The sequence below is a fragment of the Brotaphodocola sp. genome, assembly GCF_983179755.1.
Map to the genome: position 1 here is coordinate 131,753 of NZ_CFAHBC010000001.1, position 13,379 is coordinate 145,131.

Sequence of the window (13,379 nt, forward strand, 5' to 3'; positions counted from 1 at the left end):
AATCTTTGACAAGAAAATGATATACTGTTCGGGTAGTTAATGGAAACGTGTACGGTTGGACAACCAAAAGAACAATATTTTAGTAATATGGGAGAATGAAAAATGCAGGCAATTTTACTCGCAGGCGGTCTTGGAACGCGTTTACGCAGTGTGGTGAGCGACAGACCAAAGCCAATGGCACTGATACAGGATAAACCATTTATGGAGTATGTGGTTCATGAGCTTGCAAAGCATGGAATCACGGACATCATTTTTGCAGTGGGCTATAAGGGATCAATGGTGGAGGAGTATTTCGGGGATGGAAGCCGTTTTACCGCTCCGGATCAGACTCCGATTAAGATTCAGTATGCCTACGAGAAGGAGCTTCTCGGAACTGCCGGTGCGATCAAGAATGCCGGAAAGCTCGTGACGGAGGATGCCTTCTATGTGTTGAATGCGGATACGTTCTATCAGATCGATTACAGCAGACTTGCGCAGATGCAGGCAGAGAAGGATCTGGATCTGGCTCTTGTGCTCCGGGAAGTTCCGGATATTTCCCGCTACGGCGAGGCGACTCTCGATCAGGGCATGCTCACAGGATTCAATGAGAAGACGAGTGAGGCGCGTCCGGGAACGATCAACGGCGGAATTTATTATATGAAGAGAGGGCTTCTCGACGAGATTCCGGAAGGAAAAGTTTCCCTTGAAAATGAGATGATTCCGAAGTGGCTCAGTGAGAAGCGGAGACTCGGCGGATTTGTACACGATGGCTATTTCATCGACATCGGAATTCCGGAGGCATATTATCAGTTTATGGACGATGTGGAGAAAGGGGTGATCCGATGGTAATTCGAGGGAGAGCACCTCTGCGCGTGAGCTTTGGCGGAGGCGGTACGGATGTAGCACCTTTCTGTGTGGAGCAGGGAGGAGCGATTATCGGCAGTACGATCAACAAGTATGCGTACTGTTCGATTGTGCCGAGAACAGACGATCAGATTATCGTGCACTCGCTTGATTTTGATATGACGGTCAAATACAATACAAAAGAGAACTATGTGTATGACGGCAGACTTGATCTCGTCACTGCGGCACTCAAAGCGATGGAGATCAAGCAGGGCTGTGAGGTTTATTTGCAGTGTGATGCACCGCCAGGATCGGGACTTGGAACATCCTCGACGGTGATGGTGGCACTTCTTGTCGCAATGGCGCGCTGGAAGGGAATTGAGATGGATGGATACCGTCTTGCCGATCTCGCTTATCAGGTAGAGCGCGAGGATCTGAAGATTGCCGGAGGATACCAGGATCAATATGCAGCAGTGTTCGGTGGTTTCAATTTCATTGAGTTTCACGGACGAAACAACGTAGTCGTAAACCCGCTTCGAATCAAGAAAGACATTATTCATGAGTTGCAGTACAACCTGCTTCTGTGCTACACCGGAAATATCCATGTTTCTGCAAATATCATTCAGGACCAGGTCAAGAACTACGAGAAGAAGGATGCGTTTGACGCGATGTGCGAGGTCAAGGCGCTTGCCTATGCGATGAAGGATGAACTTTTGAAGGGAAATCTTCACAGCTTCGGAAAACTTCTCGACTATGGTTGGGAGAGCAAGAAGCGCATGAGCAGTAAGATCACGAACCCGCAGATCGATGCGCTCTATGAGGAGGCAAAGAAGGCGGGCGCACTCGGCGGAAAACTCCTCGGAGCAGGCGGAGGCGGTTATCTTCTGATGTATTGCCCGTACAATGTCAAGCATAAGGTCGCAGAGCGCATGGAGCAGGTCGGCGGTCAGCTTGCAGACTGGAACTTTGAGCTTCGCGGTGCCCAGTCATGGATTGCAGATGAGGATCGCTGGGATTACAACGAGGTGAAGGTTCATCTGCCCAATGGGGATTACAAGTTTGAAGTGTAAGTGCTCAGAAAATAAAACAATGAGAGTACTAAGAATGATGAAAGCACTAAGAAAACCGTAACAGATCGAACATGGGAGGACAGTCAGGAGACGATGGAGAGAGTGATTTTTCTTGACCGGGACGGCACGTTGAATGAGGAAGTCAACTATCTGCACAGAAAAGAGGATCTCGTGCTTCTGCCCGGAGTCGCAGAGGCGCTTGGTGCGCTCAAGCGGGCAGGCTATCGCCTTGTTGTGGTGACGAATCAGGCAGGTATCGCACGGGGATACTACGGGGAGGATGAGGTAGTCAGTTTGCATGCCTATATGAATGAACTTCTCGCACCGCAGGGGGCGCAGATCGATCACTTCTTTTACTGCCCGCATCACCCGGAACACGGAATCGGTATTTACAAGAAAGCCTGTCACTGCCGGAAACCGGAGACGGGGATGTTTGAGATGGCGGAGCAGTACTATGAGATTGATAAGGAACATTCCTGGATGATCGGAGATAAGAAGATCGATGTGGAAGCCGGGCGCAATTACGGTGTGCACACGATTCTGATCGGAACCGGTTATGGAGCTGAAGAGAGAGCGGAGGCAGAAGAAAATTTGCACGAGGGAGAGAGCCTTCCGTGGGATTTTTACGCCGACACGCTTCTTGAGGCAGTAGAGGAAATCTTGAAAAGCAATGATCTTGAGAAAGGAACAAAACAGGAGACATGACACAGGGATTATCAGAGAAGGAAGCGAAGATTCTTGATGAGCTGACAGAGCGCTATCCAAAGCTGGAAGCTGTGAAGACGGAGATTTTAAATGCTTATGAACTGCTCAGAACCTGCTACGAGCATGACGGAAAACTTCTGATTGCGGGAAATGGCGGGAGCTGTGCGGATTCCGAGCACATTGTCGGAGAACTGATGAAGGGATTTGTAAAGCGCAGACCTCTGCCAGAGGAGCTTTGGCAGAAGATCTGTCAGGAAAGTCCGGAGTATGGGGAGGAGCTTGCGCGCTCACTTCAGGGTGGACTTATGGCGATTGCACTGACTGGACATGCGGGACTTTCGACTGCATTTGCGAATGATGTCAACGGAGATATGACGTTTGCTCAGCAGGTCTGTGGATATGGCAGAGCGGGAGATGTATTTTTGGCGATTTCCACGTCTGGAAATTCCAGGAACATTGACTATGCGGTGACGACGGCGAAGGCGAAGGGAATTTCCGTGATCGGACTGACCGGAAAGAACGGTGGAATCCTCGGAAAGCGCGCGGATGTCGCAATCATTGTGCCGGAGTCTGAGACGTTTAAGATTCAGGAGCTTCATCTTCCGGTCTATCATGCGCTCTGTCTGATGCTTGAGGAGCACTTTTTTAAGGAGTAATGGGAATAATGAATCACATCGATCACACATTTGCAGTCTGTGCGTATAAGGATTCTCCGTATTTGGAGGAGTGTATCCGCTCGCTGAAACGCCAGTCGGAGCCATCAGAGATTATTCTGTGCACCTCGACGCCGAGCGCGTTTATTGAGGAGATCGCAAAGAAATATGACCTTCCGCTGTTTGTGCGCGAGGGACAGAGCGATATTCAGGAGGACTGGAACTTTGCGTGTGCAAATGCGAAGACACGCCTTGTGACGATCGCGCATCAGGATGATGTTTACCACCGGGATTATGCGAAGGCAGTGAAAGATTGCTGGGAGCGGTATCCGGATGCTTCGGTATTTACAACAGACTGTGTGATTCTCCGGAATGGAAAGACCGAACAGCCAGGACTGATCCACTTTGTAAAGAAACTTCTGCGTCTGCCCCTGCGTCTGCGCCCGCTTGCGGACAGAACCGGAATCAAGCGGATGGCTCTGATGTTTGGAAATCCGATTATCTGCCCGTCCTGCACCTACAATCTGGAGTTGCTTCAAAGACCGCTCTTTGATTCCCCGTACAAGTTTGCGCTGGACTGGGATATGATGTGGAAGTTTGCGGGACAAGAGGGACGGTTTATCTGTGAGGAACGTCCGCTGATCGGCTACCGGATTCACGACGGGGCGACGACGAAGGCGTGCATCGAGAACAACCGGCGCTCAAAAGAGGAGACAGAGATGTACCAAAAGATCTGGCCCGACTGGATTGTCCGTGTGCTGATGTTTTTTTACCGCGGGGCATATTCTGCCTATGAGAAGTAGGCGAGAATAGAAAATATATTTAGGAGAGTTATCATTTAGGAGAGTTATCATGGAAAGAAAACGTGTACAGAGAAAAGACAGGGAGGGGGAAGATCTCAAGCACAGTTTTGTCAAACGTCAGATTGAGTGGAGGTCAGAGCTTCTGATTGTGTGCCTGCTTGGGGCGTTTGCTTTTTTTGTCAATCGGCATATGGAGATCAAGGGACTTTATATGGATGATCTGTATCAGTGGTACAGTTACAATTCAGAGTCTTTTCTCCAGGCGATCTTCACGTTCGGCGGAAGCAGATGCCGTTTTCTCTATAATTTAGTGGCATGGATCGAGATGGCGATCTTTGGACCGCATGTGGGTTGGTATGTTCCGTTCAATATCCTGTTAAACACTGGTCTTGCATACACACTTTACCGGATGGCGCGCAGTTTCAGCCGAAGCAGATATTTAGGAATTCTGTTTGCGCTGATTTTTTTGATGTCCCGCATGTCCTACTATCAGATTGGACAGGCACTTGGACTGATGGAGACGATGGCACTGTGGCTCGCAATTTCGATTCTTTATCTTCTGTACCAGATTTTGCATGAGCATGACGGAAAGGGAGAACGCCGGATGTTTCTTGCGAGCGGACTCTACTTTGCAGTCTGCTTTGTCCATGAGCGATACATGGTGCTTCTTCCGCTGTTTTTCCTCGTGCTTCTGTTCCGCAAGGAAAAGGATGTGCGCCAGTGGATTGCACCGGCGGTCTCATTTGCAGTCGTTCAGCTGATCCGTTTCTTTGTGATCGGCACGGTTGCACCGGCTGGAACCGGTGGAACAGATGTCGCAGATACGATGTCGGTCAGCTCTGTGATTAAGTTTGCGCTTAGCCAGATTGCCTACCTGTTTGGAATCAATGCGGGACCGGAGCATTTAAACGGTCAGAACTTCCGCGAGGCTCCGCTCTGGGTCCTGATGATGATTGCGATCGCAGATCTGATGCTGATTGTGATGGTTGTTGCGCTGTTTATACGCCTGATTCAGAAAAAGGCGAAGCGCGTGGAGAGAATCCAGACCGTTGTATTGTTTGTGATGTTTATCGGCGCGTGCATTGCCTGCTCAAGTGTGACGATCCGCGTGGAGATGAGATGGGTCTATGTTTCCTATGCGACGGCGCTCTTGTTTATGGCGTGGATTTACGGTGTGCTGACGGAAGGAATGGCAGAAAAAGGAATCTGGCTTCAGGCTTTTCCGTATCTGTCTGTGTTGACGGTCTATGTTGTGTTGATGCTTCCGGTTGAGAATTATTATCGCGGTCTGTACCCGAATTTGTATTACTGGGCAGATCAGGAGAGATACAACTCTCTCGCGGAGGAGACCTACGGCAATTATGGGGTCGGAATCTTCGGAAAAAATATCTTCGTTGTCGGAAAAAATTTTGAGATGGAGGATTTCACAGCGGAAAACTTTTTCCGTGTTTTCGATCCGCTCAAGAGGGAGGAGAGCACACGCGTTGTTCATGTGAGTGATGTGCGTCAGTTCGGTCTTGTCGATGACAACATGCTCGTGATTCAGGAAGACCCGGAGCACAATCGTTTTCAGGATGTGACCCATGTGGTCAAGACGTTCAAGTGCCGTCCGATCTACGGATTTTACGATGATGGATGGATTGATGAGAAATCGAAGGTTCAGGTCATGGCGGGAAAGACAGGAAAGATTCATCTGAGTTTTACTTATCCGCGTGATCTGACGGACGACCAGTGGCTGACGGTCTATGTCAATGACGAGCCGGTCGATTACCTGCACTTTACGGAGACTTCGGTGGAGACAGAGATCGAGGCAGAGCCATATGATGTTGTGACGCTTCGGTTTGAGACGAATTTCTTTGTTCCGAATGCGATGGAGCAGAGAGGAACGACGAAGCTCGCCCTGCTTTTGAAGATGACGGCAGAGTAAAGTAGAGAATGTGGAGTACAAAAAACACAGAAGAGTGCAGAGTAGGATAGTGGTTACTGTACAGAAGCAGAAGTACAGAGAAGAGAAAGGAAATACATTTATGAAAGTAGTAATTCTTGCAGGAGGTCTTGGAACGAGAATCAGTGAAGAGAGCCATCTGAAGCCGAAGCCGATGATCGAGATCGGAGGCAGACCGATTCTCTGGCATATCATGAAATATTACTCGGAATTTGGCTTCCATGATTTCGTGATCTGTCTGGGATATAAGCAGTATGTGGTGAAGGAGTTCTTTGCGGATTATTTCCTCCACACCTCAGATGTGACCTTTGATCTTGCAAACAACAAGATGGAAGTCCACAACAACTATGCAGAGCCGTGGAAGGTGACGCTCGTGGACACCGGTCTTCACACGATGACAGGTGGTCGTGTCAAACGGATTCAGCCGTATATCGGCGATGAGCCGTTCATGCTGACTTACGGCGACGGAGTCTGCAACGTCGATCTCGAGGCACTCGTGAAATTCCATAAGAGTCACGGACGCATCGCGACGATCACGACGGTAAACATCGGTCAGCAAAAAGGCGTTCTCGACATCGGACCGGACAATGTGATCCGTTCATTCCGCGAGAAATCCGATTCAGACGGAGCAGTCATCAATGGCGGATTTATGGTGATGAATCCGCAGGTGTTCAATTACCTGAAGGACGATCAGACTGTATTTGAGCAGGAGCCGATGCAGAGACTTGCAAGTGAGGGTGAGCTGATGTCGTTCTACCATGATGGATTCTGGCAGTGCATGGACACGCAGAGAGAGATGAAAAAGTTGGAGGAGCTGTGGCAGTCGAAGCAGGCTCCGTGGAAAATCTGGAAAGATTAGTTAAGCTTAGATAAGATTAGATAAGATTAGATTAAAAAATTGTAACTGGAAAATCATAATCAAGAAATGCCGAGAGGGCGAAAGTCGAAGAGAGTCGGAGAGAGAAAAGGTGGAGAGGTGGTTGAAGATGAGCAGATACAATCTGGAAGCGTGTGAAAAATTTTATAGAGGAAGACGGATTCTTGTGACCGGTCATACCGGATTTAAGGGTTCGTGGCTTTGCCGGATTCTGACATTGGCAGGGGCAAAGGTGACAGGATTTTCGCTTCAGCCACCGACAGAACCTTCGATGTTTCAGATTCTCGGACTTGAGGATACGATGGATTCGGTGATCGGAGACATCCGTGATTTCAGTGCCATGAAGAAGGTATTTGACCGCGTACAGCCGGAGCTTGTGATTCATCTGGCAGCACAGCCGATCGTAAGAGATTCTTATCGAGATCCGGTTTACACCTACGAGACGAATGTGATGGGAACCGTTCACCTGCTTGAGTGTGCGCGTCAGACGCCTTCAGTGAAGTCGCTTCTCAATGTGACGACCGATAAGGTCTATGAGAACCGCGAGTGGGAATATGGATATCGCGAGTGCGATCCGCTCGATGGATATGATCCATATTCCAACAGCAAATCCTGCTCCGAGCTTGTGACGCACAGCTATCAGAAATCGTTCTTCCAGGATGGACGGTGTGCGATCTCGACGGCCCGTGCCGGAAATGTGATCGGTGGCGGTGATTTTGCGAATGATCGAATTATCCCGGACTGCGTTCGTGCGATGGCAGTCGGAAAGACGATCGGCGTGAGAAATCCGTATTCCACGCGCCCGTATCAGCATGTCCTGGAGCCGTTATTTGCTTATCTTGAGATTCTTGAGAGACAGTATGAGGACGGAGCATATGCCGGATACTACAACGTGGGACCGGATGAATGCGACTGTGTGACGACAGGAGAGCTTGTGACACTGTTCTGCGATGCCTGGGGCGATCAGGCAGACTGGGAGAACCAGCATGACGGAGGCCCTCACGAGGCGAATTTCCTGAAACTCGACTGTTCTCACATCAAGCATGTCTTCGGATGGCAACCGAGATGGCATATTGCGGAGGCACTTGAAAAGACTGTGGAGTGGTCGAAAGCCTACCTTGACGGCGAGGATATGCTCGAGGTTACCGACTGCCAGATTCGGGAGTTTTAGGGTTGGTGTTTGAGAAAATGTGAAAAATGAAGCGGTGAGAGAAAGGATGGATTGCAAGATGGATAAGAAACAGGAAGAGGCACGCCAGCAGATTCTGGATCTGGTGGCAGACTACTGTGAGAATTACCACATCAAAAATAAAAAAGAGTTTGAGCCGGGAGATAGAATCCCGTATGCATCGAGAGTCTACGATGCAAATGAGATGGTCAACCTTGTGGACAGTGCGTTGGAGTTCTGGCTGACGTCGGGACGCTACACCGATGAGTTTGAGGCAAAGCTGGCAAAGTATCTCGGAGTCAGATATTGCTCGCTTGTCAATTCCGGTTCCTCTGCGAACCTGAATGCGTTTATGGCATTGACTTCTCCGCTTCTCGGAGATCGTCAGATAAAGCGCGGGGATGAGGTCATTACGGTCGCAGCAGGTTTCCCGACGACCGTAACACCGATGATCCAGTATGGCGCTGTTCCGGTCTTTGTCGATGTGACGATTCCGCAGTACAACATCGATGTGACCCAGCTGGAGTCTGCTTATTCCGAGAAGACGAAGGCAGTGATGATCGCACATACGCTTGGAAATCCGTTTGACCTCGGTGCAGTCAAATCCTTCTGCGATCGCCATAACCTGTGGCTGATTGAGGACAACTGTGATGCACTCGGAAGCCGGTATGAGATTGACGGCGAGGAGCGTTTTACCGGAACGATCGGAGACATCGGAACTTCAAGTTTCTATCCGCCTCATCACATGACGATGGGAGAAGGTGGAGCTGTCTACACGGACAATCCGCTGTTAAACAAGATCATCCGCTCGTTCCGCGACTGGGGACGCGACTGTGTCTGCCCGTCCGGACGAGATAATCTCTGCGGTCATCGTTTTGATCGTCAGTACGGAGAGCTTCCTCTCGGTTACGATCACAAATATGTGTACTCCCATTTTGGATATAATTTAAAGGCAACGGATCTTCAGGCATCGATCGGCTGTGCACAGCTTGATAAATTCCCGGGATTTGTGGAGCGCCGCAGACACAATTTCGACCGTTTGAAGACGGCACTTGCCGGAACGGAGGACAGACTGATTCTGCCGGAGGCATGTCCGGGATCACGTCCGAGCTGGTTCGGTTTTCTGATCACCTGCAAGGAGGGGGTTGACCGAAATGCCCTTGTTCAGTATGTGGAGAAGAAGGGTGTGCAGACTCGTATGCTGTTTGCAGGAAACTTAATCAAGCATCCGTGCTTTGATCAGATGCGCGAGAGTGGAACCGGATACCGCGTTGTCGGAGATCTGGCTGTGACCGATCGAATCATGAGAGATACGTTCTGGATTGGCGTTTATCCGGGAATGACGGATGAGATGATCGACTATATGGCAGAGACGATCAAGGAGGCACTGGACGCACAGAAGTAGAGAAGGGAGCGTAAGGATACGATATGGAATATGATCTGACCAGAGTGCATGAGACAAATCTGAAGATTCTCAAGGAGATCGATCGGATTTGCCGAAAATATAAGATTCGATACATGCTGGATGCGGGCACGCTTCTCGGAGCTGTGCGCCACAAAGGGTTTATCCCGTGGGATGACGATGCCGATGTGGCATTCACGAGAAACAACTATGAGGCATTTATGAAAGTAGTTCGCCGGGAGCTTCCGGACACGATGGAACTTGTGATGCCGTGGAGCTACCGGGACGGAAAAGCATTCTATGATTTTACGGCGAGAATTATCTACAAGAACAGCCGTACCCATGAGGAGTCCGAGGAGATGAAGTTCTACGGCGGAAAGCTCAACCATCTCTGGGTGGATCTGTTCACGATTGACACGCTCCCGGCAAATAAGCTGGATGCGACGGCGACACTTCTGATGCACAAGATGATTTACGGAATGGCGATGGGTCATCGCTATCACCTTGATTTCGGCAAGTACAGCCTGTTCCACAAGCTCGCAGTCGGGGGAATGTCGACAGTCGGAAAGTTCGTTCCGCTTTCCGTACTCTTCCGCTTGCAGAGAATGGTGGCACTTCGGGATCACAAAAAGAAGAGTCCAAAACTTTATTACAGCAATTATCAGCCGGATTACCTCTATGTGACGCTTCAGAAGGAGTGGTGTGAGGATATCGTGGATCTGGACTTCTGCGACACGAAACTTATGGCATCCTCCCACTGGGATGAGGTGTTGACGTGGATTTATGGGGACTATATGAAACTTCCGCCGGAGGACAAGCGGATTCCAAGCCATTCCACAATTGAGATTCAGGTGTTTGATGAGGAAGTTTGATACGGATTTTGACGAGAAAATCGAACAAAAAATCAGACGAAAAAGTCAGACAGAGAACTCAGAAAAAACTTGGACAGAAAACTTAGACAGGAAACTCTGAGACGAGGAAAATGACATGAAGAAAGTATTGTCCGTCGTGGTATCTGTATACAATGAGGAACAGGCACTTCCGATGTTCTACGAGACAACAAAGCCGATTTTGGAGAGTCTTGACTGGGATTACGAGCTTGTGTTTGTCAATGACGGAAGTAAAGATCGAAGTGCAGAGATTTTGCGGGATCTTGCACAGAATGATCAAAAAGTAAAGGTGATCTATTTTTCAAGAAACTTTGGACATGAGTCCGCGATGATTGCGGGGATTGATTATGCGTCCGGTGATGCGATTGTATGCATGGACGCCGATCTCCAGCATCCACCCCAGTGTCTTCCGGCGATCATTGAGAAGTTGGAGGAGGGCTGTGGGGTCATCAGCATGGTCAGGACGAAAAATCGGTCGGCGGGACTGATCAAAAATATTACCTCCGCAGGCTTCTATGCGCTGATCAATGCGCTCTCCGATGTGAAATTTGAGCCGAATGCCTCCGATTTTTTTGCCGTCTCAAGACAGGCGGGGGATGTGCTTCGGAAAAATTACCGCGAGAAGGTGCGTTTTCTGCGAGGATATGTGCAGAGCATCGGATTTAAGCAGGGAATCATCGAGTACGAGGCGCAGGACCGCGTGGCAGGTCATAGCAAATACAGTCTCAGAAAACTGTTTGCATTTTCGATGAACACGATCATGTGCTTTTCCAACCTGCCATTAAAACTTGGCATGTATGCGGGTGTCGGGGCAGTGTGTTTCGGAATTGCAGTGATGATCTATACCCTGTGCACGAGACAGGGAGCACCGAGCGGATATGCGACGATCGTGATTTTAAATTGTTTTATGTTTGCAGTCCTCTTTGTGATTGTCGGAATCATCGGGGAGTACATGGCGATTCTGTTCAGTGAACTCAAAGACAGACCGATCTATATTGTGGAGAAGACGGATAATCTGAAGAATCCGGAAGAGATGGATTCATAAGATATGGATTTATGGAATCTGGATGAAAAAAGGTAAAAACAAAACTGAAAATTAGAATTAGAAGAAGTGTGGACTGGCTCTTGCGAATCGTGACAGATTGCAAGAGTCAGTCTTTTTTTGTATGATAGGAAATTGCATCCTGTCATACAAAAACGCTCCGCGAGGATGCGCACTCGGCACATTCTTTTTTACATGTATCAATGCGGAGAAATCTTAATTTCTGTTTTTCCGGTTTTCCGCTGGGTGTTCGGCTTCGTTTTCTTTCAGGTAGTCGTTTGCATCCTTGAAAAAGCTCGCGAGAATCAGAATGATGATGATTCCGACTGGAAAGGCTGCAATAATTGACACCGTCTGAAGATTTGCCATCGAGTTCTCAGAGAACAGCAGGGCAACCGGGAGCAGAATCAGGAAGATCGCCCAGAACAGGCGAACACGGCGGTCCGGTTCCTGATCGTGATCGAGCTTTTTGTAGGTGTAGGATGAGGCAACCATCGTGATCGAGTCAAATGTCGTTGAGTAGAACGTCACCATGCACAGGACGAGCAGAATCAGGACAAATTTTGATGCGGGAAGATGACTGAGCAGGGAGATGATCGCCTGATAGAGGTTGCCATCGGAGGCGTAAGCAGTCAGCACATCGATTTTTCCGTGCATCTGAAGCCCGAGACCATAGTTTCCCAGAATAATGAAGGAAGTGAAGGTGCCGGAAAGACCGTAGAGATAACCGCCGAGAATCGTTTGGCGAATCGTTCTGCCCTTGCTGATCGTGCCGATGAAAAATGGGACTGCGACGCACCATACCATCCAGTAAGCCCAGTAGAAGATCGTCCAGGTCTGTGGGAACGAGGAGGTTCTCATCGAATCCGTCCATGTCGCAAGTTCGATGAAATTCTGCGCAAGATTTCCGAGCGCAGTGATGCCTGCTTCCACGATGAAGCGGGTCTCACCGCCGAAAAAGAAGACGTAGGCGAGAAGTCCGAAAAACAGGTAGGTACAGCAGGAAGCGGAGAGCTGTACGCCCTTCATGCCGAAGAAGACTGCAAATGTGTAGATTGCGCAGACAACAATCAGGATCAGGATCGTCAGACCTGTGGTCTGGGGAATTCCGGTCACACGGCTGACTGCAAGAGAAAGCAGAGGAGTCGCGAGGGAGAATGTCGTTGCGGTTCCGGCGAGAAGCGCGAAGACAGCGACGAGGTCGATGATTCGTCCAGCCCAGCCATCCACACGGTTGCCGAGGAGCGGTCGACAGGACTCAGAATATTTCTGTTTTTCCCGGTTGCGGACATGGAGCATGAATCCGAAAGCGACAGAGAGAACCACATAGAATCCCCACGGGATCGGACCCCAGTGAAACAGCGGATAGGTGGAAGCCCAGTCCTGAATCGCGCCCATCTCTGCGATATGTGGGTCGGAGGCATAGAGCATCCATTCACAGCAGGAGTAAAACAGAATGTCGGCTGCGAGTCCGGCCGTGAACATCATCGCGCCCCACTGAAAGCCTGAGTACTGCGGTTTTTCGAGGTTGCCGAGTCGGATCTGTCCAAAACGGGAAAATGCCAGGTACAGGGAGCACAGAAAAATACCGAGACCGATCAGCAGGTAGTAACTTCCCATCTCATCGCCGAGAAAACTGCGGATCGAGGAGAGAACCTGTGAGGAGCGCTCCGGACTGACGACGAACCAGATGCACAGAGCGGTGATACACAAAAATGCGAATACGGTATCAAAGAGATCAAGCTGTGCAAGCAAAGGTTTCCTAGAATGTTTTTGATCCATGATAAAATGATCCTCCTTTGGGATGATTCTCTGAACTTTTGAAAAAAGTTCAGAGTTTAGTGTTCAAAAATTTTAAAATACAAATCTTATTGAACATATTACCACCGGGAGCACCAAAATGCAAGCAGAAAAATTCTTTCGGAATTCTAAAGATTTATTCAATTTTATGAAGATTCTGTGGACAGGGTTTTACGAAGGTGCGAACTCTGATAGAATACAA

The 13,379-nt window shown here is 49.2% G+C and carries 12 protein-coding genes; 11 read left to right on the forward strand and 1 reads right to left on the reverse strand.

The features are described 5' to 3' along the window. Positions 1 to 102: 102 nt before the first annotated feature. The 11 genes from AC4EVX_RS00550 (at position 103) to AC4EVX_RS00600 (ending at position 11,380) form a co-directional block, all read left to right on the forward strand. The gene (locus tag AC4EVX_RS00550; RefSeq protein WP_177976799.1) at positions 103 to 828 is read left to right on the forward strand and encodes a sugar phosphate nucleotidyltransferase; all 726 of its coding nucleotides are present in this window, start codon (positions 103 to 105) and stop codon (positions 826 to 828) included. Beyond that, entirely contained in the window at positions 822 to 1,892 is a 1,071-nt protein-coding gene (locus AC4EVX_RS00555) for a GHMP family kinase ATP-binding protein (RefSeq protein ID WP_177976800.1), read from the forward strand. The genes AC4EVX_RS00550 and AC4EVX_RS00555 overlap by 7 nt, the downstream gene beginning before the upstream one ends. 93 nt (positions 1,893 to 1,985) lie before the next feature. Next, a complete protein-coding gene (gmhB, locus tag AC4EVX_RS00560) occupies positions 1,986 to 2,597 on the forward strand; it encodes a D-glycero-beta-D-manno-heptose 1,7-bisphosphate 7-phosphatase (protein ID WP_490159351.1) in 612 nt (203 codons plus the stop codon). Next, entirely contained in the window at positions 2,594 to 3,253 is a 660-nt protein-coding gene (locus tag AC4EVX_RS00565; RefSeq protein ID WP_177976802.1) for an SIS domain-containing protein, read from the forward strand. The genes gmhB and AC4EVX_RS00565 overlap by 4 nt, the downstream gene beginning before the upstream one ends. 8 nt (positions 3,254 to 3,261) lie before the next feature. Next, positions 3,262 to 4,053 (forward strand): glycosyltransferase, encoded by a 792-nt coding sequence (locus AC4EVX_RS00570; protein ID WP_177976803.1) that lies wholly within the window; start codon positions 3,262 to 3,264, stop codon positions 4,051 to 4,053. Positions 4,054 to 4,102: 49 nt separating this feature from the next. Further along, on the forward strand, positions 4,103 to 5,980 hold the full coding sequence (locus AC4EVX_RS00575) for a hypothetical protein (protein WP_308450943.1): 1,878 nt from the start codon (positions 4,103 to 4,105) through the stop codon (positions 5,978 to 5,980). Between the two features lie 100 nt (positions 5,981 to 6,080). Next, positions 6,081 to 6,857 (forward strand): glucose-1-phosphate cytidylyltransferase, encoded by a 777-nt coding sequence (gene rfbF / locus AC4EVX_RS00580; RefSeq protein ID WP_177978117.1) that lies wholly within the window; start codon positions 6,081 to 6,083, stop codon positions 6,855 to 6,857. Between the two features lie 127 nt (positions 6,858 to 6,984). Beyond that, a complete protein-coding gene (rfbG, locus tag AC4EVX_RS00585) occupies positions 6,985 to 8,046 on the forward strand; it encodes a CDP-glucose 4,6-dehydratase (RefSeq protein ID WP_177978116.1) in 1,062 nt (353 codons plus the stop codon). Between the two features lie 58 nt (positions 8,047 to 8,104). Next, entirely contained in the window at positions 8,105 to 9,448 is a 1,344-nt protein-coding gene (rfbH, locus tag AC4EVX_RS00590; RefSeq protein WP_490159352.1) for a lipopolysaccharide biosynthesis protein RfbH, read from the forward strand. Between the two features lie 23 nt (positions 9,449 to 9,471). Continuing rightward, positions 9,472 to 10,317 (forward strand): LicD family protein, encoded by an 846-nt coding sequence (locus AC4EVX_RS00595; protein ID WP_177978114.1) that lies wholly within the window; start codon positions 9,472 to 9,474, stop codon positions 10,315 to 10,317. A gap of 115 nt (positions 10,318 to 10,432) precedes the next feature. Further along, the gene (locus AC4EVX_RS00600) at positions 10,433 to 11,380 is read left to right on the forward strand and encodes a glycosyltransferase family 2 protein (protein ID WP_177978113.1); all 948 of its coding nucleotides are present in this window, start codon (positions 10,433 to 10,435) and stop codon (positions 11,378 to 11,380) included. A 213-nt stretch (positions 11,381 to 11,593) separates the two neighbouring features. Here the strand turns inward: AC4EVX_RS00600 and AC4EVX_RS00605 are convergent, their stop codons facing one another. Beyond that, positions 11,594 to 13,159: a BCCT family transporter gene (locus AC4EVX_RS00605; RefSeq protein ID WP_177978112.1), complete on the reverse strand. Its 1,566-nt coding sequence runs from the start codon at positions 13,157 to 13,159 to the stop codon at positions 11,594 to 11,596. Positions 13,160 to 13,379: the final 220 nt, after the last annotated feature.